We start from the raw sequence: 17,838 nt of genomic DNA, 5'->3' as shown, positions 1-17,838 counted from the left end.
TAGCCTCCTTTTCAAATCGTATGTTATAGACTATTGCTTTTCTTTGCTTAAGTGAATGACTTGGTCATAGTGTTTTAAGTCTTCTTCCGTGTAGTGGTGAATGACTTCAATGACTGTTTGAGGTAGGGAGAAGAGCAAGGCGCTAATTTTTCTGCTATTTTCCGAGTCAAGATTGGCCTTAATCTCATCTGCTAAGATAAGCTGGCTATCGTGGTAGAGGGCGCGAGCGATTTCTAGGCGTTGTTTCTCGCCACCAGATAGACTGTTATTGCTAAGTGTTCGATTTTTCAAATGTTCTAATCCTGTTTTTTTGAGGATGTAAGTTAAACGTTCCTCCTTTTTATCCAGTCCTAGAAGGATATTGTCGTCGAGAGAGAGCGTGTCAAAGTAATGGCTATCTTGGAGGATATAGGAACTAAAGCTTGTGATTTCTTTACGTGACAGGTTTTGACCAGCAAAGCTAATCTGTCCACTTGTTGGTGTCTCTTCTCTATGAATGATATTTAGCAGGGTTGTTTTACCAGAGCTACTTTCCCCGATAATGGCAATTTTTTCTCCTTGCTTGATGTGTATGGAAATAGGATATAAGAGGATATTCCCCTCTTTTTCAAGGCAGATGGTGTCAAGTTGGATAGGGAAAATGTTTTCTATGCTTCTAGGCGAGATGAAGTCAGACTGGCCTAAAAGTTTTTGGTATTTGTTGAGAAGACTTCGAGTTGCTTTTCGGGTGTTGGTAAAATAAGCCAACTCTTGGAATTGATAGCCGATATTATGGGAAACTAGATAGATGGCCACAAAACTCGCCGCATCTAAATAATTATAGTAGGTCATAAAGCCACCGATGACGATTGGTGTGACGGAACAAAAGGCATCGATGCTATTGATCAAGAGACTGTTTAAAGTTCGTTGCTTTTCATAGTTGATTTCGGTATCTAGACTGGTTTGTAATTGCTTTTGATAGCGAGTAAAAAAGAAATCTTGCCCCTGATAATGGCGAATTTGTTGGCTACCACCAATAAAATTTGTCAAGCTTGCTAGGTAGCTCTGGTTAACAGTGGACCGCTTTTCAGAAAGTGAATCCAAACGTTTTGATCCAATAGCACTGCAGAGTACAGGAAAGGAGTAGAAGAGGATGAAAATCAAGCCCAAGTAAAAATTGGTCCATAGGGCATAGAGAATGGACACAGTTGTAAATCCAAGAGAAGAAATAATGATAACCGTTGGTTCGATATAGCTTTCTTCTAGTTGCTTGACGTCGTTTTCTAGGTCAGACAAAATATCCTTTTCATCAATCTCATAACTGTTTAAAAATCGCTTGAAAATAGCACTCTTGATTCCATATTTGAAATCAGTAATCAAACGGGCGTAGTAATAGCGTTTTCCAGCCAAGCCTAGTAAGAGGATAAGATTACCAAGGATTCCTAGAATCAATACTTTCCAAAGAAGGCCTAGTTCTTGATTGGTAAAACTGGCAACAATATTCTGAACAAGGGCTGGCGTGATAATTGCTTCCAGCCAAGTAATGGCAATAGAAAAGAAGTAAAGTATGAGGTGTTTCTTAGCAACAAATCTTCTCAGCATAAAGAGTTGACCTCCTTATCGATATACATGTAATTAGTTTTAAAGTCATTATACTCCTTTTTATTAAATACTTCATATAAAAATGTAAATCTTGAGGACGAAAAAAGCCTAGCGAGTTATTGTCGCTAGACTCTAAGATTATTGCAAATTAACCTTGTTTTTCAAGATATAGTAGGTTCCGAGGTAAAATATAGCTATGAATATGAGCTCTTCAATAATACCCGTACTTGCTCCCATATAGAAATTATCATTAAATCCTGCAAGTGAATTGATATAGAAGTTAGTACTGGTATTGAAGAAGACTTCTATAATTCCAATGACGATTTGGATACCAATGTAGGCTGCAACAGCGAGTGCTGTACGGTATTCATTGAAAAGCTGTCCAATGGAAATAGCCAGGTAGATGCAGAGGATTCCTGAAATGGTATTTAGTAGGAAGGATATACCTGTAAGAAAGATCTGAGGGAGATGTGTTTCTACAAATGTAATCACATAAGAAAGAGGGATCCATTCTGGAACCGTTATGGTCACAATAATAACAGCACTTAGAACTAGGATAGCAGTGCTAATCATCGACCAGATAAAGGCACCGACTAGTTTGGCTGTGATGATATGGTGTTCAGATACTGGAAGGGTCAAAGTCAGATAGCCTTGTCGGTCATAGACACTACCTTTGAATCGTTTAATAATCAAGAAAATGGTTGAAATCCCAAGTGTAATCATCAATCCACCAAAGACGAGAGCCAGAAAGAGAAGTAAGACAGGTTGGCTATCTTTGAAAGATACATAATTATAGTAGTGTACTTGCATTCCTATGAGAACGGAAAGAACTAGCACGGCAGCGTAAAGGGCTAAATACCACTTGTTAACATTTTTAAATTCGTAGCGAACTAAATTCCAAAACATAATAATCTCCTTTGCTTAGGCCTTAAATTCCTGACGGAAGAGTTGGTCAATGGATTCACCTGACTCATAGCGAATATCATCTACATTGCCTTGACGAACGACTTTTCCGTCTTTGAGGAAGACAATTTCATCCAAGATTGGCTCGATATCAGAAATCAAGTGGGTAGAAATCAAAACGGTAGAAGTTGGGGAGTAGTTGTTGATAATAGTATTGAGGATATACTCACGGGCTGCTGGATCGACCCCACCAATGGGTTCGTCTAGAACGTAGAGACGAGCATCCCGGCTCATAACCAAAATCAGTTGTACCTTTTCTTTGTTTCCTTTTGATAGTTTTTTGAGACGACTATTTTCATCAATGCCGAGGTCTGCAAGTAGATGATGGGCACGTTCAAGATTGAAATCTTTATAGAAGGTCTTAAAGTAGGTTAGGGCTTCCTTAACCTTCATTTGCTCATTGAGATAGGTCGTATCAGGTAAATAAGCTACGATAGCCTTGGTTGCTGGGCTTGGTTCCATATCGTTGATAAGGACACGTCCTTGATCTGGTTGTAAGAGGCCATTGATTAGTTTAATCAGGGTTGTTTTTCCTGAGCCATTTGGGCCGAGGAGACCGACAATTTTTCCAGCTGGAATGTCAAGAGAAACATTTTCAAGGGCTGGTGTTGCTCCATAAGATTTGGATACATTTTCAAATGCTAGTAATGACATAGGCTTAAACTCCTTTAATATAATCACTGACTACGCCTGGTAGTTCTTCTTTTTCATAGCCAAAATGGGTCATGGAGGAAACGAAGTGTTCCAATTCTTCTTCTGATAATTGTTTGCGCGATTGGGCGATTAGCTCCTTATCCTCAGTCACAAATCGTCCAGTTGTGCGCTTGCTGTAGACAAATCCTTCTCGTTCAAGGTCTGACAAGGCTCTTTGGATGGTGTTTGGATTGACACCCGCCTCGCTAGCGAGCTCTCTCACGGTTGGAAGTTGTTGATTGGGTTCTAGTGTATGGGAAACAATCTGAAGCTTGATTTTCTCCATAATCTGTAAATAGATGGGTTTTTTGTTGTCAAATGTCCAGGACATCTTGGTCTCCTTTCTTTTATCCTTTTGTCTTAATAAAATAATACAACAAAACAAAAAACTTGTCAAGCAAAAAGAAGAATTGTTTTGGGAATCGTTTAAAAAATGGTATAATGAAAAGAAAACGATAAGGAGGGAAAGGATGCGTTGTCCAAAATGTGGGGCTACCAAGTCAAGTGTTATCGATAGTCGCCAAGCAGAAGAAGGGAACACTATTCGTAGAAGACGTGAGTGCGACGAATGCCAGCACCGTTTTACAACCTACGAAAGAGTAGAAGAAAGAACCTTAGTGGTTGTTAAAAAAGATGGCACACGGGAACAGTTCTCCAGAGATAAAATCTTTAATGGGATTATCCGCTCAGCCCAGAAACGTCCTGTGTCAAGTGATGAAATCAACATGGTAGTCAATCGTATCGAACAGAAACTCCGTGGTCGAAATGAAAATGAAATTCAAAGTGAGGACATTGGTTCACTCGTCATGGAGGAGTTGGCTGAGTTGGATGAGATTACCTATGTACGTTTTGCCAGTGTCTATCGTAGTTTTAAGGATGTGAGTGAGCTAGAGAGCTTGCTCCAACAAATCACCCAGTCCTCTAAAAAGAAAAAGGAAAGATAAATGAAGCCAATTGACCGTTTTTCTTATCTAAAGAATAATCGGGTGTCGCAAGATACCTCATCTCTGGTACAGTGCTACCTCCCGATTATCGGTCAGGAGGCACTGAGCCTTTATCTTTATACAATCAGTTTTTGGGACAATGGCAGAAAAGAATACCTCTTTTCAAGCATTCTTAACCATCTCAACTTTGGAATGGATAGACTGATAAAATCCTTGAAAATCCTATCTGCTTTCAATCTCTTGACCCTCTATCAAAAGGGTAATGTTTATCAGCTAGCCCTCCATGCTCCTCTATCTAGTCAGGAATTCTTGGAACATCCTGTTTATCGCAGACTTTTGGAGAAGAAGATTGGTGATGCAGCTGTGGAGGATTTGAGGGTTGAAAGTGCTGAGGGAGAAGAAAGACCTGTCTCACTCAATCAAGTCTTTCCAGACTTGGCAGAACTGGGAAGTCAAGAAGACCTTGGTCTCAAGAAGAAAGTGGCCAACGATTTTGACTTGGACCATTTTCGTCAGCTTATGGCTCGAGATGGGCTTCGCTTTGTGGATGAGCAGTCCGATGTCTTAAACCTCTTTGCCATTGCCGAGGAGAAGAAATGGACTTGGTTTGAGACCTATCAACTGGCTAAGTCAACAGCTGTTTCCCAGGTTATTTCAACCAAACGCATGCGGGAAAAGATTGCTCAAAAACCTGTTTCCTCTGACTTTAGTTCTAAGGAAGCAACCATTATCAAAGAAGCCAAAAGCAAGACTGCCCTGCAGTTCTTGGCAGAAATCAAGCAAACACGCAAGGGAACCATCACCCAAACAGAAAGGGAACTCTTGCAACAGATGGCTGGCTTGGGCTTGCTGGACGAAGTCATTAATATCATTCTCTTGTTGACCTTTAATAAGGTGGATTCGGCAAACATCAATGAGAAATATGCCATGAAGGTAGCCAATGACTATGCCTATCAAAAGATTCATTCGGCAGAAGAGGCAGTCTTGCGCATTCGTGAGCGAGGACAGAAGAATCAGGCTCAAAAGGCTAGTAAACCGAGTCCTACCAAGTCCAATGTACCCAAGTGGAGCAATCCAGATTATAAGAATGAAACCAGCGAGGAAACTCGTCTGGAACTAGAACGTAAGAAACAAGAACTATTAGCTCGATTAGAAAAAGGAGGAGATTAGATGGAAAGTGTCGGAGACGTACTCAAACGTCAACCTAGCCGTTTTCATTATCAAGATTTGGTCCAGAAAATCATGCAGGACCCTGATGTTGCGGCCTTTATCCAGCAAGAATCCTTGACTTCAGAGGAATTAAATCGCAGTATCTCCAAGTTTAATCAATATATCACCGAGCGTGACAAGTTTCTCCGTGGGGATACGGATTATATTGCCAAAGGCTACAAGCCGATTTTGGTTATGAATCATGGCTATGCGGATGTTTCTTATGAAGAAACTCCTGAACTAATCGCAGCGGAAAAAGAAGCGGCTATTAAGAATCGTCTCAAGTTAATCAATCTGCCAGCCAGTCTCAGGAAAGCTAGTTTGGCTCAAGTTGATTTGGATGATTTGGGTCGCTTGCCAGTTTTTGAAAAGCTATTAGCCTTCGTGGAGCAATATCCAGCTATTCGAAAAGGTCTTTACCTATATGGAGACTTTGGTGTTGGTAAAAGTTTCATGGTTGCTGCCTTAGCCCATGATTTATCAGAAAAACGTGGTGTTTCATCAACTATCCTCCACTATCCTAGTTTTGTCATTGATGTCAAAAATGCTATCGGTGATGGTAATGTCAAGACCTTGGTAGATGAGATTAAACTGTCTGAAGTCCTGATTTTAGATGATATTGGTGCCGAGCAATCAACAGCTTGGGTGCGTGATGAAATCCTGCAAGTCATTCTTCAATATCGAATGCAGGAAAATTTACCGACCTTTTTCACCTCCAACTTCAACTTTGAAGATTTGGAGTTGCATTTCGCTAAAGGGAAGCATGGAAATGACGAAACCTGGGAGGCCAGACGGGTCATGGAACGCATCCGTTATTTGGCTGAGGAGACTCGTTTAGAAGGAGTAAACCGTCGATGACAGAAACAATCAAATTAATGAAGGCTCATACTTCAGTGCGCAGGTTTAAAGAGCAAGCCCTTCCTCAAGAAGACTTGACTGAAATCCTGACAGCAGCCCAAATGGCCTCGTCTTGGAAGAATTTCCAATCCTACTCTGTGATTGTGGTACGAAGTCAAGAGAAGAAAGATGCCTTGTATGAATTGGTGCCTCAAGAAGCCATTCGCCAGTCTGCTGTTTTTCTTCTCTTTGTCGGAGATTTGAACCGAGCAGAAAAGGGGGCCCGACTTCATACCGATACCTTCCAACCCCAAGGTGTAGAAGGTCTCTTGATTAGTTCGGTCGATGCGGCTCTTGCTGGCCAAAATGCTCTACTAGCAGCTGAAAGCTTGGGCTATGGCGGTGTCATTATTGGATTGGTGCGTTACAAGTCAGAAGAAGTGGCAGAGCTTTTTAACCTGCCTGACTACACCTATCCTGTCTTTGGGATGGCGCTAGGTGTGCCAAATGAAGAACATGAAGTCAAACTTCGCTTGCCATTGCATCAGGTGGTTTTTGAGGAAGAATATCAGGAACAAACAGTTGATGTGATCGAAGCTTATGACCGTATACAGGCTGACTATGCTGGGGCGCGTGCAACTACAAGCTGGAGTCAGCGCCTAGCAGAACAGTTTGGTCAAGCTGAACCAAGTTCAACTAGAAAAAATCTTGAACAGAAAAAGTTATTGTAGAAAGTGAGAAATTATGGCCCTACCAACTATTGCCATTGTAGGACGTCCCAATGTTGGGAAATCAACCCTATTTAATCGGATCGCTGGTGAGCGAATCTCCATTGTAGAAGATGTCGAAGGAGTGACACGTGACCGTATCTATGCAACGGGTGAGTGGCTTAATCGCTCTTTTAGCATGATTGATACAGGAGGAATCGATGATGTCGATGCTCCTTTCATGGAACAAATCAAGCACCAGGCAGAAATTGCTATGGAAGAAGCAGATGTTATCGTTTTTGTCGTGTCTGGTAAGGAAGGGATTACCGATGCGGACGAATACGTAGCCCGTAAGCTTTATAAGACCCACAAACCAGTTATCCTTGCAGTTAACAAGGTGGACAACCCTGAGATGCGAAATGATATCTATGATTTCTATGCTCTCGGTTTGGGTGAACCACTGCCAATTTCATCTGTCCATGGTATCGGTACAGGGGATGTGCTAGACGCTATTGTAGAAAATCTTCCAAATGAATATGAAGAAGAAAACCCAGATGTGATTAAGTTTAGCTTGATTGGTCGTCCTAACGTTGGAAAATCAAGCTTGATCAATGCTATTTTGGGAGAAGACCGTGTCATTGCTAGTCCTGTTGCTGGAACAACGCGTGACGCTATTGATACCCACTTTACAGATACAGATGGTCAAGAGTTTACCATGATTGATACGGCTGGTATGCGTAAATCTGGTAAGGTTTATGAAAATACTGAGAAATACTCAGTCATGCGTGCCATGCGTGCTATTGACCGTTCAGATGTGGTCTTGATGGTCATCAATGCGGAAGAAGGTATTCGTGAATACGATAAGCGTATTGCAGGATTTGCCCATGAAGCTGGTAAAGGGATGATTATCGTGGTCAACAAGTGGGATACACTTGAAAAAGACAACCACACTATGAAAAACTGGGAAGAAGATATCCGTGAGCAGTTCCAATATCTACCTTACGCACCGATTATCTTTGTATCAGCTTTGACCAAGCAACGTCTCCACAAACTTCCTGAGATGATCAAGCAAATCAGCGAAAGTCAAAATACACGTATTCCATCAGCCGTCTTGAACGATGTGATTATGGATGCTATTGCCATTAACCCAACACCGACAGACAAAGGGAAACGTCTCAAGATTTTCTATGCTACCCAAGTGGCAACCAAACCACCGACCTTTGTTATCTTTGTCAACGAAGAAGAACTCATGCACTTTTCTTACCTGCGTTTCTTGGAAAATCAAATCCGCAAGGCCTTTGTCTTTGAAGGAACACCGATTCATCTCATCGCAAGAAAACGTAAATAAAAAAGTAGAATCTGGAATGACATTTCCAGATTTTTTTGATAGAATGAAGATAAAGAAAGCGCTAACAAAGAGAGGTGTCGATGATGAAACTGTCGTTTAATTGGTTTCATTTGATACTCTTATTACCCTGCTTTTACTTTTTTTATTGGATAGATAATGCTGATAGAAACAGTAAGTTTTTCCCCATTATCTACTATTTCTACTGGATTTATATTTCCCTTTTAGCTCTGTTTAGCATGGATATGACAATTTTTTCATTCTTATTTTTCCCTTTTGTTCTAGATTATGTATCAGATGCTAGTGATTGGGGTGTTTGGTTGCTTCTGATAGTCTTATCTCTAGGCAGTGACTGGTTAACCTATATCTTTTTCAAAAAAATGTTTCGCTTGAGACGAGAACTAGGGGAGTCTAACGGTGGGAGGCATTGATTTATACTCTTCGAAAATCAAATTTAAACCACGTCAACATCGCCTTGCCGTACTCAAGTACAGCCTGCGGCTAGTTTCCTAGTTTGCTCTTTGATTTTCATTGATTATTATATTACTTTCTATTTGTAGGAGGTTGCTTATGGAACGTCTAAAATCATTTATTACACGCTATTCTAAGGTCTATATTGGTTTAGTTCTGCTGATCTGGCTGGCTTTCTTCTTTGTTCCTTGGGATAAACCAGTTCTGGGAATATCTATCAATCTCTTAATCATGCAGAAAGTTTTACTAGTTTTTGGAATTCTGTCGATTTTGATGGCCTTGCTGTCCAAGAAAGTCAGTCTCTTTGTTTTTGGATTGATCTGCTGTTTTTCTCTTTGGATTAATCTATTTATCCTATTTGCGATTTTGCCGATTTTTGGCAATTAAAGTATCATAAAAGTCAGAGAGGTTAGCTTGGAAACTAGCCTCTTTTTCCTTTTCAAAATGGGGATTCTTCCTTGAAAATAATCAGTAATTGTGCTAAAATTAAAAGAACATTCTAAAATATTCGGAATTTAAAGTAAGGAAAAACATGGCTAATATTTTAAAAACAATTATCGAAAATGATAAAGGAGAAATCCGTCGTCTGGAAAAGATGGCCGACAAGGTTTTCAAATACGAAGACCAAATGGCTGCTTTGACTGATGACCAACTAAAAGCAAAAACAGTTGAATTTAAAGAACGTTATCAAAATGGAGAATCACTGGATTCATTGCTTTATGAAGCATTTGCGGTTGTCCGTGAGGGTGCCAAACGTGTCCTAGGTCTCTTCCCATATAAGGTTCAGGTTATGGGGGGAATCGTTCTTCACCATGGTGACGTGCCAGAGATGCGTACAGGGGAAGGGAAAACCTTGACTGCGACTATGCCGGTATACCTCAATGCCCTTTCAGGTAAAGGGGTTCATGTAGTTACGGTCAATGAATACCTATCAGAACGTGACGCGACTGAGATGGGTGAATTGTACTCATGGCTTGGTTTGTCAGTAGGGATTAACTTGGCTGCCAAATCTCCAATGGAGAAAAAAGAAGCCTATGAGTGTGATATTACTTACTCAACCAACTCAGAAATCGGATTTGACTACCTTCGTGACAACATGGTCGTTCGTGCTGAAAACATGGTACAACGTCCGCTCAACTATGCCTTGGTCGATGAGGTTGACTCAATCTTGATTGACGAGGCCCGTACACCTTTGATCGTATCAGGTGCTAACGCAGTTGAAACTAGTCAGTTGTATCACATGGCAGACCACTATGTAAAATCTTTGGACAAAGACGACTATATCATCGATGTGCAGTCTAAGACTATTGGTTTGTCTGATTCAGGGATTGACAAGGCTGAAAGCTACTTCAAGCTTGACAATCTCTATGACATCGAAAACGTAGCTCTTACTCACTTTATCGATAACGCCCTTCGTGCCAACTACATCATGCTTCTCGATATTGACTATGTGGTGAGCGAAGAGCAAGAAATCTTGATCGTCGACCAATTTACAGGTCGTACCATGGAAGGTCGTCGTTATTCTGATGGATTGCACCAAGCCATTGAAGCCAAAGAAGGTGTTCCAATCCAAGATGAAACCAAGACATCTGCCTCAATTACTTACCAAAACCTTTTCCGTATGTACAAGAAATTGTCTGGTATGACGGGTACTGGTAAGACTGAGGAAGAAGAATTCCGTGAAATCTACAACATTCGTGTTATTCCAATCCCAACAAACCGTCCAGTTCAGCGTATTGACCATCCAGACTTGCTTTTTGCTAGCATTGAAGCTAAGTTTAAGGCCGTTGTTAAAGACGTTAAGGCTCGTTACCAAAAAGGTCAACCTGTCTTGGTTGGTACAGTAGCGGTTGAAACCAGTGACTACATTTCTAAAAAATTGGTCGAAGCTGGTGTTCCTCACGAAGTCTTGAACGCCAAAAACCACTATAAAGAAGCCCAAATCATCATGAATGCTGGTCAGCGTGGTGCTGTTACCATCGCAACTAACATGGCCGGTCGTGGTACCGACATCAAGCTTGGTGAAGGAGTTCGTGAACTTGGAGGACTTTGTGTTATTGGTACAGAACGCCATGAAAGCCGTCGTATCGACAACCAGCTTCGTGGACGTTCAGGTCGTCAGGGAGACCCAGGTGAGTCACAATTCTACCTATCTCTTGAAGATGATTTGATGAAACGTTTTGGTTCTGAACGCTTGAAGGGAATCTTTGAACGTCTCAACATGTCTGAAGAGGCGATTGAATCTCGTATGTTGACGCGTCAGGTTGAGGCAGCGCAAAAACGTGTCGAAGGAAATAACTACGATACCCGTAAACAAGTCCTTCAATACGATGATGTCATGCGTGAACAACGTGAGATTATCTACGCTCAACGTTACGACGTCATCACTGCAGACCGTGACTTGGCACCTGAAATTCAGTCAATGATCAAACGTACGATTGGTCGTGTTGTTGATGGTCATGCGCGTGCCAAACAAGATGAAAAACTCGAAGCAATTTTGAACTTTGCTAAGTACAACTTGCTTCCAGAAGATTCTATTACGATGGAAGATTTGTCTGGCTTGTCTGATAAGGCCATCAAGGAAGAACTTTTCCAACGTGCCTTGCAAGTTTACGATAGTCAGGTTTCAAAACTACGCGATGAAGAAGCAGTTAAAGAATTCCAAAAAGTTTTGATTCTACGAGTGGTAGATAACAAGTGGACAGATCATATCGATGCCCTAGATCAATTACGTAACGCGGTTGGACTTCGTGGCTATGCTCAGAACAACCCTGTTGTCGAGTATCAGGCAGAAGGTTTCCGTATGTTTAATGACATGATTGGTTCGATTGAGTTTGATGTGACACGCTTGATGATGAAAGCACAAATTCATGAACAAGAAAGACCACAAGCAGAACACCATATCAGTACAACAGCGACCCGCAATATCGCTGCCCACCAAGCAAATATACCAGAAGATTTGGATTTGAGTCAGATTGGACGGAATGAACTTTGCCCATGTGGTTCTGGTAAGAAGTTTAAAAACTGTCACGGTAAAAGACAATAAAATGAGATAGTTTAGAGGCGGATACCTTGTGAAAAGTAAATTTTTACTTGGTATCCGTTTGATTTATAAGGAGATGAGTTATGGTATTTACAGCAAAAAGTCCTAAAATTAATATTGAAGAAGTTCGTGCCTTATCAAAATTAGAAGGCCAAGCTTTGGAGAGAAAATCACAGCGCGATAAAGAGCTAGAAGCCATTATACGTGGAGAAGATCAACGAATTCTCTTGGTAATCGGGCCATGCTCATCTGATAATGAAGAAGCTGTTCTTGAGTATGCTAAACGTTTGGCAGCTTTACAAGAAGAAGTGGCAGACCGTATCTTTATGGTTATGCGTGTTTACACTGCCAAACCCCGTACCAACGGAGATGGCTATAAGGGCTTGATTCACCAGCCTAATGCGACAGAAGCGCCTAGTCTTATCAACGGAATTAAAGCTGTTCGCCATCTTCACTATCGTGTTATCACAGAAACAGGCATGACAACAGCTGATGAAATGCTTTATCCTGAAAATCTTCCGCTTGTGGATGATTTGATTTCTTACATGGCGGTTGGTGCTCGTTCGGTTGAAGACCAGCAACACCGCTTTGTGGCAAGTGGGGCAGATTTTGCGACTGGTTTTAAAAATCCAACTTCTGGAAATCTCAATGTTATGTTTAATGGGATTTATGCTGCTCAAAACAAACAAAGCTTCCTTTTCCTAGGAAAAGAAGTGGAAACAACTGGTAACCCGCTTTCACATGCCATTCTTCGTGGAGCAATCAATGAGTATGGTAAGAATATTCCTAACTACTACTATGATAATTTGATGGATACCATTGCTCAGTATGAGAAAATGGGCTTGGAAAATCCCTTTATCATTGTGGATACCAATCATGACAATTCTGGTAAGCAACATATGGACCAAATTCGAATTGTCCGCCAGACCTTGATTAACCGTGATTGGAATGAAAAAATCAAGCAGTATGTTCGTGGCTTTATGATTGAGTCTTATCTAGAAGACGGTCGTCAAAACGAACCGGAAGTATTTGGCAAGTCTATAACAGACCCTTGCCTGGGCTGGGAAAATACGGAAGCCCTTGTCAGAGAAATCTACCAAACGCTAGGAGAATAAGATGGCATTTATTGAAAAAGGTCAAGAAATCGATATTGAAGCAATCAAGGCAGAAACCCAATTGTCTGCGGAAGCCTTGCGACTAAAGGAGCGCCGTGATAGAGAATTGGCAGACATCATTTCAGGAGAAGATGACCGGATCCTTTTGGTGATTGGTCCTTGCTCTTCTGATAATGAAGAGGCTGTCTTGGAATATGCCCGCCGTTTATCTACCTTGCAAAAGAAGGTGGCAGACAAGATTTTCATGGTTATGCGTGTTTATACAGCTAAACCTCGTACCAACGGAGACGGTTATAAAGGTTTGGTTCACCAACCAGATACTTCTAAGGCTCCAAGCCTGATTAACGGCTTGCAGGCTGTGCGCCAGTTGCACTACCGCGTGATTACAGAGACAGGTTTGACAACGGCAGATGAGATGCTTTATCCGTCAAATCTGGTCTTGGTAGATGATTTGGTCAGCTACCATGCTGTGGGGGCTCGTTCTGTGGAAGACCAAGAGCACCGTTTTGTGGCCTCAGGAATTGATGCACCAGTGGGGATGAAAAATCCAACTTCTGGAAACCTTGGGGTCATGTTTAACGGTATCTATGCAGCTCAGAACAAACAGACCTTCCTCTTTCATGGCCAAGAAGTTGAGACTTCAGGAAATCCCTTGGCCCACGTCATCCTTCGTGGCGCAGTTAATGAATATGGGAAAAATGAGCCTAACTTTTACTATGAAACCCTGCTAAATGCCATTGAACGCTATGAAACCATGGGACTTGAAAATCCCTTTATCCTCATTGATACCAACCATGATAACTCAGGCAAGCAATATATGGAACAGATTCGAATTGTTCGTCAGACCTTGCAAAATCGTGATTGGAATGAGAAGATTAAAAAGATAGTTCGAGGCTTTATGATTGAATCTTACCTAGCAGATGGTCGTCAAAACCAACCAGAGGTCTTTGGTTGTTCCATTACCGATCCTTGCCTAGGTTGGGAAAATACAGAGGCCTTGGTAGAAGAAATCTATGCTACCTTGACAAAATAAGTGAAAAGGATGGAGTTGGGGAATCTCAACTCCTTTTGATGAGAATGATAGTTGGACACGGAATTGACATAGAAGAATTAGCTTCGATAGAAAGCGCAGTTACACGACATGAAGGATTTGCCAAGCGCGTGCTGACAGCTAAGGAAATGGAGCGCTTCACCAGTCTTAAAGGGCGCAGGCAAATAGAATATTTAGCTGGTCGCTGGTCGGCTAAGGAGGCCTTTTCCAAGGCTATGGGAACGGGCATTGGCAAGCTCGGTTTTCAAGATTTGGAAGTCTTGAACAATGAACGCGGGGCGCCTTATTTTAGTCAGGCGCCATTTTCAGGAAAGATTTGGCTGTCTATCAGCCATACCGATCAGTTTGTGACAGCCAGTGTCATTTTGGAGGAAAATCATGAAAGCTAGTCCACATAGACCAACCAAAGCTCTGATTCATCTGGGAGCTATTCGACAAAATATTCAGCAGATGGGGGCTCATATCCCTCAAGGAACGCTCAAATTTGCAGTAGTCAAGGCTAATGCTTATGGACATGGAGCAGTCGCTGTTGCCAAGGCGATTCAAGATGATGTTGATGGTTTTTGCGTTTCCAATATTGATGAAGCTCTTGAACTCAGACAGGCTGGACTCAGCAAGCGAATCCTCATTTTAGGAGTTTCTGAAATCGAAGCTGTCGCTCTAGCTAAAGAATACGACATCACCTTGACTGTGGCTGGACTGGAGTGGATTCAAGCACTCTTAGATAAGGAAGCGGATCTAACTGGATTGACAGTTCACCTCAAGATTGATTCAGGAATGGGACGGATCGGTTTTCGAGAGGCTCGTGAGGCTGAGCAGGCTCAAGACTTGCTCCAACAACATGGTGCTTGTGTTGAAGGGATTTTTACCCACTTTGCTACTGCAGATGAAGAATCAGATGACTACTTTAATGCCCAGTTAGAACGGTTTAAAACTATTTTGGCTAGTATGAAGGAAGTGCCAGACTTGGTACATGCTAGCAATTCTGCAACGACTATTTGGCATGCAGAGACTATTTTTAACGCCGTTCGTATGGGAGACGCCATGTATGGCTTGAATCCTAGCGGAGAGGTCTTGGACTTGCCTTATGACCTGACTCCAGCCTTGACCTTGGAGTCTGCTCTGGTTCATGTCAAGACAGTTCCAGCTGGAGCTTGCATGGGCTATGGAGCGACCTATCAGGCAGATAGCGAGCAAGTCATTGCGACGGTACCAATCGGCTATGCGGATGGTTGGACGCGAGACATGCAGAATTTCTCTGTCTTGGTAGATGGACAAGCTTGCCCAATCGTAGGCAGGGTTTCGATGGACCAAATCACCATTCGATTGCCTAAGCTTTATCCCTTAGGAACAAAAGTCACCCTCATTGGTTCTAATGGGGGCAAGGAGATCACAGCTACTCAGGTAGCTGCCTACCGTGGGACTATTAACTACGAGGTGGTTTGTCTCCTCAGCGACCGCATTCCGAGAGAATATTATTAGAAAAGAAAGGAGTGGAGCATGAATCTACATCAACCCTTGCATGTCTTACCTGGTGTGGGACCAAAGTCAGCAGAAAAATACGCAAAACTAGGAATTGAAAACTTGCAAGACCTCTTGCTCTACTTTCCTTTCCGTTATGAAGACTTCAAAACCAAGCAAGTATTGGAACTAGAGGACGGGGAGAAGGCAGTCCTATCTGGTCAAGTCGTGACTCCTGCCAGTGTCCAGTATTATGGTTTTAAGCGTAATCGCCTGCGTTTTAGCCTCAAGCAGGGAGAAGTTGTTTTTGCGGTGAATTTCTTTAACCAGCCCTATCTAGCAGATAAGATAGAGTTGGGAGCAACCCTTGCTGTCTTTGGAAAATGGGACCGCGCCAAGGCTAGCCTGACAGGGATGAAGGTCCTGGCTCAGGTAGAGGATGATCTACAGCCTGTCTATCGTCTGGCTCAGGGAATTAGTCAGTCCAGTCTGGTCAAGGTCATCAAGACAGCCTTTGATCAGGGACTGGACCTCTTGATAGAAGAAAATCTTCCCCAGTCTTTACTAGACAAATACAAACTTATGTCCCGTTGTCAGGCCGTTCGTGCCATGCATTTTCCAAAGGATTTGGCGGAATACAAGCAGGCCCTTCGCCGTATCAAGTTTGAGGAACTCTTTTATTTCCAAATGCAGTTGCAGACGCTCAAGTCTGAAAATAGAGTTCAGGGAAGTGGTCTGGTTCTGAATTGGTCTAAGGAAAAAGTGACAGCAGTTAAAGAAAATCTACCTTTTTCCTTGACCCCAGCTCAAGAAAAGAGTTTGCAGGAAATTTTGACAGACATGAAGTCGGACCACCACATGAATCGTCTCTTGCAAGGGGATGTGGGGAGCGGAAAAACGGTGGTCGCTGGCTTGGCTATGTTTGCGGCAGTGACGGCTGGCTACCAATCAGCCCTCATGGTACCAACAGAAATCCTTGCAGAGCAACATTTTGAGAGTTTACAGAACCTTTTTCCAGACTTGAAACTGGCTCTTTTGACAGGTTCCTTGAAAGCTGCAGAAAAGAGAGAAGTCTTGGAGACTATTGCCAAGGGTGAGGCTGATTTGATTATCGGAACCCACGCTCTGATTCAGGATGGGGTAGATTATGCTCGTCTGGGCTTGATTATCATCGATGAGCAGCACCGATTTGGTGTAGGGCAAAGGCGTGTTCTGAGAGAAAAAGGCGACAATCCAGATGTACTCATGATGACAGCGACTCCCATACCACGAACCTTGGCCATCACAGCCTTTGGCGATATGGATGTTTCCATTATCGACCAGATACCAGCAGGTCGAAAACCCATTGTGACACGCTGGATCAAGCATGAGCAACTACCTCAGGTCTTGACTTGGTTAGAGGGGGAAATCCAAAAAGGTTCTCAAGCCTATGTCATCTCTCCCTTGATTGAAGAATCAGAAGCTCTGGATTTGAAAAATGCCATTGCCTTATCAGAGGAGTTGACGGCGCATTTTGCAGGAAAGGCAGAGGTGGCTCTTCTACATGGTAAAATGAAGAGTGATGAAAAAGACCAGATCATGCAGGATTTCAAAGAGCGAAAAACGGATATTCTGGTTTCAACGACGGTTATCGAGGTTGGAGTTAACGTTCCCAATGCGACCGTCATGATTATCATGGATGCCGATCGCTTCGGGCTCAGCCAGCTTCACCAGCTCAGAGGTCGTGTCGGTCGGGGGGACAAGCAGTCCTATGCTGTTCTCGTTGCTAATCCCAAGACTGATTCTGGAAAAGATCGCATGCGCATTATGACAGAAACCACCAATGGCTTTGTCCTTGCGGAGGAAGATTTGAAAATGCGTGGTTCAGGTGAAATTTTTGGAACCAGACAGTCAGGGCTTCCAGAGTTTCAAGTGGCTGATATTATCGAAGATTTTCCGATTTTAGAAGAAGCCAGAAAGGTTGCTAGCTACATTAGTTCGATAGAAGGTTGGCAAGAGGATCCAGAGTGGCGCATGATTGTCCATCATTTGGAAAAGAAAAAACATTTAGATTAAGCTTTCTCTAAGGAAATCTTAAGCTAGCTTTCAGGTTTGGCCCTTATACTAGAGTCATCAAAAAGAAACGAGGACTCTCACATGACAGTAACGATTAAAGTAAATTACCAAACCACTTTCCAAAAGAAAGAAGCAAAAAATTAAGATTGAACAGGAGAAAAAGAGCGGAAATGCTCTTTTTTCGTTTTTAAAAGCACAATTTATTGAATCTAAAATAGCACACTGCGGATTCTAAAAAATTTCTAGAAATTATAGTAGATTGAATCTGGAATAGTCCACAGAGTTTTCTAAAATATTGTTAGAAATTAGTTTAAATTCCGCAATCAATTTGTTCAGTTTTTATTTCATTGACTATAATTTGAC

At 42.2% G+C, this 17,838-nt stretch carries 17 protein-coding genes; 13 read left to right on the top strand and 4 right to left on the bottom strand.

Annotated elements, in window-relative coordinates; translation table 11 throughout:
* Nucleotides 1-30 precede the first annotated feature (30 nt).
* From ACAM22_RS07240 to ACAM22_RS07225, 4 genes are all read right to left on the bottom strand, one after another.
* The gene (locus ACAM22_RS07240) at nt 31-1,581 is read right to left on the bottom strand and encodes an ATP-binding cassette domain-containing protein (RefSeq protein WP_369606613.1); all 1,551 of its coding nucleotides are present in this window, start codon (nt 1,579-1,581) and stop codon (nt 31-33) included.
* Nucleotides 1,582-1,719: 138 nt separating this feature from the next.
* Entirely contained in the window at nt 1,720-2,487 is a 768-nt protein-coding gene (locus ACAM22_RS07235) for a hypothetical protein (protein WP_369606612.1), read from the bottom strand.
* Between the two features lie 15 nt (nt 2,488-2,502).
* Nucleotides 2,503-3,198, bottom strand: coding sequence for an ABC transporter ATP-binding protein (locus tag ACAM22_RS07230; protein ID WP_369606611.1), 696 nt, complete (start codon nt 3,196-3,198; stop codon nt 2,503-2,505).
* Between the two features lie 4 nt (nt 3,199-3,202).
* Nucleotides 3,203-3,568, bottom strand: a complete 366-nt coding sequence (locus ACAM22_RS07225) for a GntR family transcriptional regulator (protein WP_000119150.1) — start codon at nt 3,566-3,568, stop codon at nt 3,203-3,205.
* Between the two features lie 139 nt (nt 3,569-3,707).
* Here ACAM22_RS07225 and nrdR point away from each other — a divergent pair, with 139 nt between their 5' ends.
* The 13 genes from nrdR to recG all read left to right on the top strand — a co-directional run bounded on the left by nrdR (nt 3,708) and on the right by recG (nt 17,475).
* The gene (nrdR, locus tag ACAM22_RS07220; protein WP_001203672.1) at nt 3,708-4,181 is read left to right on the top strand and encodes a transcriptional regulator NrdR; all 474 of its coding nucleotides are present in this window, start codon (nt 3,708-3,710) and stop codon (nt 4,179-4,181) included.
* Nucleotides 4,182-5,351 (top strand): DnaD domain protein, encoded by a 1,170-nt coding sequence (locus ACAM22_RS07215; RefSeq protein ID WP_369606610.1) that lies wholly within the window; start codon nt 4,182-4,184, stop codon nt 5,349-5,351.
* Nucleotides 5,352-6,248 carry a primosomal protein DnaI gene (gene dnaI / locus ACAM22_RS07210; protein ID WP_369606609.1) on the top strand — a complete coding sequence of 299 codons (897 nt, stop codon included), beginning with the start codon at nt 5,352-5,354 and terminating at the stop codon, nt 6,246-6,248.
* Nucleotides 6,245-6,958: an NADPH-dependent oxidoreductase gene (locus ACAM22_RS07205; RefSeq protein WP_369606608.1), complete on the top strand. Its 714-nt coding sequence runs from the start codon at nt 6,245-6,247 to the stop codon at nt 6,956-6,958. Before dnaI ends, ACAM22_RS07205 begins: the two co-directional genes overlap by 4 nt.
* A gap of 13 nt (nt 6,959-6,971) precedes the next feature.
* On the top strand, nt 6,972-8,282 hold the full coding sequence (gene der, locus ACAM22_RS07200; protein ID WP_001207696.1) for a ribosome biogenesis GTPase Der: 1,311 nt from the start codon (nt 6,972-6,974) through the stop codon (nt 8,280-8,282).
* Between the two features lie 80 nt (nt 8,283-8,362).
* The gene (locus ACAM22_RS07195; RefSeq protein ID WP_369606607.1) at nt 8,363-8,710 is read left to right on the top strand and encodes a hypothetical protein; all 348 of its coding nucleotides are present in this window, start codon (nt 8,363-8,365) and stop codon (nt 8,708-8,710) included.
* Between the two features lie 139 nt (nt 8,711-8,849).
* Nucleotides 8,850-9,137: a hypothetical protein gene (locus ACAM22_RS07190; protein ID WP_369606606.1), complete on the top strand. Its 288-nt coding sequence runs from the start codon at nt 8,850-8,852 to the stop codon at nt 9,135-9,137.
* Between the two features lie 145 nt (nt 9,138-9,282).
* Entirely contained in the window at nt 9,283-11,796 is a 2,514-nt protein-coding gene (gene secA / locus ACAM22_RS07185) for a preprotein translocase subunit SecA (protein ID WP_369606605.1), read from the top strand.
* Nucleotides 11,797-11,876: 80 nt separating this feature from the next.
* On the top strand, nt 11,877-12,908 hold the full coding sequence (locus ACAM22_RS07180; RefSeq protein WP_369606604.1) for a 3-deoxy-7-phosphoheptulonate synthase: 1,032 nt from the start codon (nt 11,877-11,879) through the stop codon (nt 12,906-12,908).
* Nucleotide 12,909: 1 nt separating this feature from the next.
* The gene (locus tag ACAM22_RS07175; RefSeq protein WP_369606603.1) at nt 12,910-13,941 is read left to right on the top strand and encodes a 3-deoxy-7-phosphoheptulonate synthase; all 1,032 of its coding nucleotides are present in this window, start codon (nt 12,910-12,912) and stop codon (nt 13,939-13,941) included.
* Between the two features lie 44 nt (nt 13,942-13,985).
* Nucleotides 13,986-14,348 (top strand): holo-ACP synthase, encoded by a 363-nt coding sequence (gene acpS, locus ACAM22_RS07170; protein ID WP_000635005.1) that lies wholly within the window; start codon nt 13,986-13,988, stop codon nt 14,346-14,348.
* Nucleotides 14,338-15,441 carry an alanine racemase gene (alr, locus tag ACAM22_RS07165; RefSeq protein ID WP_265472093.1) on the top strand — a complete coding sequence of 368 codons (1,104 nt, stop codon included), beginning with the start codon at nt 14,338-14,340 and terminating at the stop codon, nt 15,439-15,441. Before acpS ends, alr begins: the two co-directional genes overlap by 11 nt.
* 18 nt (nt 15,442-15,459) lie before the next feature.
* Nucleotides 15,460-17,475 (top strand): ATP-dependent DNA helicase RecG, encoded by a 2,016-nt coding sequence (recG, locus tag ACAM22_RS07160; protein ID WP_265472094.1) that lies wholly within the window; start codon nt 15,460-15,462, stop codon nt 17,473-17,475.
* Nucleotides 17,476-17,838 lie beyond the last annotated feature (363 nt).

Origin of the sequence: Streptococcus sp. SN-1 (genome assembly GCF_041154385.1) — a bacterium.
GTDB lineage: Bacteria > Bacillota > Bacilli > Lactobacillales > Streptococcaceae > Streptococcus > Streptococcus mitis_CT.
This window is presented reverse-complemented; position numbering and strand designations above follow the sequence as displayed.

Bases quoted from the DNA above. Each gene is read 5' to 3' on its own strand.
- ACAM22_RS07240 (WP_369606613.1), bottom strand. From the start codon at position 1,581: ATGCTGAGAAGATTTGTTGCTAAGAAACACCTCATACTTTACTTCTTT.
- ACAM22_RS07235 (WP_369606612.1), bottom strand. From the start codon at position 2,487: ATGTTTTGGAATTTAGTTCGCTACGAATTTAAAAATGTTAACAAGTGG.
- ACAM22_RS07230 (WP_369606611.1), bottom strand. From the start codon at position 3,198: ATGTCATTACTAGCATTTGAAAATGTATCCAAATCTTATGGAGCAACA.
- ACAM22_RS07225 (WP_000119150.1), bottom strand. From the start codon at position 3,568: ATGTCCTGGACATTTGACAACAAAAAACCCATCTATTTACAGATTATG.
- nrdR (WP_001203672.1), top strand. From the start codon at position 3,708: ATGCGTTGTCCAAAATGTGGGGCTACCAAGTCAAGTGTTATCGATAGT.
- ACAM22_RS07215 (WP_369606610.1), top strand. From the start codon at position 4,182: ATGAAGCCAATTGACCGTTTTTCTTATCTAAAGAATAATCGGGTGTCG.
- dnaI (WP_369606609.1), top strand. From the start codon at position 5,352: ATGGAAAGTGTCGGAGACGTACTCAAACGTCAACCTAGCCGTTTTCAT.
- ACAM22_RS07205 (WP_369606608.1), top strand. From the start codon at position 6,245: ATGACAGAAACAATCAAATTAATGAAGGCTCATACTTCAGTGCGCAGG.
- der (WP_001207696.1), top strand. From the start codon at position 6,972: ATGGCCCTACCAACTATTGCCATTGTAGGACGTCCCAATGTTGGGAAA.
- ACAM22_RS07195 (WP_369606607.1), top strand. From the start codon at position 8,363: ATGATGAAACTGTCGTTTAATTGGTTTCATTTGATACTCTTATTACCC.
- ACAM22_RS07190 (WP_369606606.1), top strand. From the start codon at position 8,850: ATGGAACGTCTAAAATCATTTATTACACGCTATTCTAAGGTCTATATT.
- secA (WP_369606605.1), top strand. From the start codon at position 9,283: ATGGCTAATATTTTAAAAACAATTATCGAAAATGATAAAGGAGAAATC.
- ACAM22_RS07180 (WP_369606604.1), top strand. From the start codon at position 11,877: ATGGTATTTACAGCAAAAAGTCCTAAAATTAATATTGAAGAAGTTCGT.
- ACAM22_RS07175 (WP_369606603.1), top strand. From the start codon at position 12,910: ATGGCATTTATTGAAAAAGGTCAAGAAATCGATATTGAAGCAATCAAG.
- acpS (WP_000635005.1), top strand. From the start codon at position 13,986: ATGATAGTTGGACACGGAATTGACATAGAAGAATTAGCTTCGATAGAA.
- alr (WP_265472093.1), top strand. From the start codon at position 14,338: ATGAAAGCTAGTCCACATAGACCAACCAAAGCTCTGATTCATCTGGGA.
- recG (WP_265472094.1), top strand. From the start codon at position 15,460: ATGAATCTACATCAACCCTTGCATGTCTTACCTGGTGTGGGACCAAAG.